This is a genomic window from Streptomyces sp. NPDC048483 (genome assembly GCF_040651455.1).
Classification (GTDB): domain Bacteria; phylum Actinomycetota; class Actinomycetes; order Streptomycetales; family Streptomycetaceae; genus Streptomyces.
Map to the genome: position 1 here is coordinate 1 of NZ_JBEZJZ010000254.1, position 1,625 is coordinate 1,625.

At 69.7% G+C, this 1,625-nt stretch carries 1 protein-coding gene and 2 pseudogenes; all 3 read right to left on the reverse strand.

Features of this window, described 5'->3' with window-relative positions:
- Positions 1-173: pseudogene (locus AB0D04_RS42645) on the reverse strand (transposase); the annotation flags it as partial.
- A gap of 121 nt (positions 174-294) precedes the next feature.
- Positions 295-825: an ISAs1 family transposase gene (locus tag AB0D04_RS42650; RefSeq protein WP_362712875.1), complete on the reverse strand. Its 531-nt coding sequence runs from the start codon at positions 823-825 to the stop codon at positions 295-297.
- Positions 771-1,529 (reverse strand): annotated as a pseudogene (locus AB0D04_RS42655) (ISAs1 family transposase); the annotation flags it as partial. The pseudogene AB0D04_RS42655 and the gene AB0D04_RS42650, both read right to left, overlap by 55 nt.
- Between the last annotated feature and the right edge of the window lie 96 nt (positions 1,530-1,625).

The following is a 1,625-nucleotide window of genomic DNA, read 5'->3' on the forward strand; positions in this document are numbered from 1 at the left end:
ATGCCCGACCACCACAGCCGGACCGGCTTCGGGGTGGTGCCCGACGGCAGGTGGTCGACCCGCAGGTGAATCACGGTGCCCTCGATGACTGGCAGCTTGCCCAACTGTGCGGCCCAGGCGGAGCGATGGGTCAGCCGGGGGCGGAGTCGGTCCCATGCCTGGGCGGTAGCCGTGAGGCAGGTCTCACTGCACCCGGAAGTAGTCCTGCCAGGCGTCATAGAGCGCCTGCCTGACAGGGCGATTGCAAAGTCGCGTGATCTCGGATCGTTGCAGGTCAGTTGAGTCCGAGGATGGTCAGGGGGTGTTCGTAGGGGCGGAGGGCGGAGGGCGGAGGGCGGAGGGCGGAGGGCGGAGGGCGGAGGGCGGAGGGCGGAGGGCGGTGGTGCGGAGTCCTGCGGCGATGTTGGTGTGGCCGGCGGTGCGGAGTCGGTTGATGGCGAAGCTGCGCAGAGTGGCCATGTTCTCCGGGCTGTGTCCGGTGCGGATCTTTGAGGCGTCTTCGCGGAAGGCCGTGTCTCTGACGAAGTGGAGCCGGTTTTCGATCAACCAGTGCGCTCTCAGGATTTTTGCGATGCGTTCCGGGGTTGCCTGGCGGCCGGTCAGGTCGGTGATGACGTACACGGTTTCGCGGCTCTGCCGGCCGGTCCTGGTATCGGTGCGGTGGCGTAGGACTCTGGCGACCTGGGCGGCGTGGGGGAATTGACACCAAGGTCGGTGACGGTCAGGGCCTGCACGACACGAGTCTCCTTGCGGCCGTGGCCGGTGGTGCGGTCGTAGAACTTCGCCGTCGCCTCGCCCCGGGGCAGGGGTCGCAGCTGTTCGCAGAGGTTCTTCTGGTTGCGCTTCACGGTGAAGGCGTAGTGGGCCTTCTTGGTCTCGACGAGGAAGCGGGCATGGCCGCGCTGGGTATGCAAAGCGTCGCCGGTCACGGTGACTCCTCGCAGGTCATAGGGGTCCAGCAGGGCGGCGAAGCACGTGATTTCGTTCGTCTTGGCCGGGACCCTCAGCTGGGTGACGGTCATGCCGGTGCCGGTGCCGGTGCCGGTGCCGGTGCCGGTGCTGGTCGTCGCGGCCGGCGGGTGGGCGGCCGGGGTGGTGTCGTGGCGCGAGCCGCGGGCGCTCTTGCCGTCGAGGGCGAGGGCGAGGGCGAGGGCGAGGGTGTCGGTGCCGGCCGGGTCGTGACCCAGGAGGTCGGCCAGGCCGCCGGGACAGGTGTCCTTGATGATCCGGCGGATCGTCGCACCGCTGGGCGCCACCCGTACGGCCAGAGCGGTTGCGGTGCGGGCACCGAGGCGGGCCAGAACATCCTGCGGGGCGTCGGCCGCCCACTCCTTGATCGCTGCGAAGCTCCTCGCCCCACTCGCCACGGCGGAGCAGGCGATCAGCGGCACCGCCACGAAGGGGTGACGCCTTCCGCGCCGGCACCGCGGATCGGCCGGCGTGGCCAACCGCTCGGCCAGCGGGCCTGTTGCACGGTGCTGACGGGTGGGCGACTTGACCAGGCAGACGGTGGCAGACTGACGGCACATCGAAGCTCCGTTGTGGGACGGCGACTTGGGAAGGTCACCTCTGGCAACGGAGCTTCGATGCGTTCGGTCGCGCACCCGACCGGCAGCGTCACACCG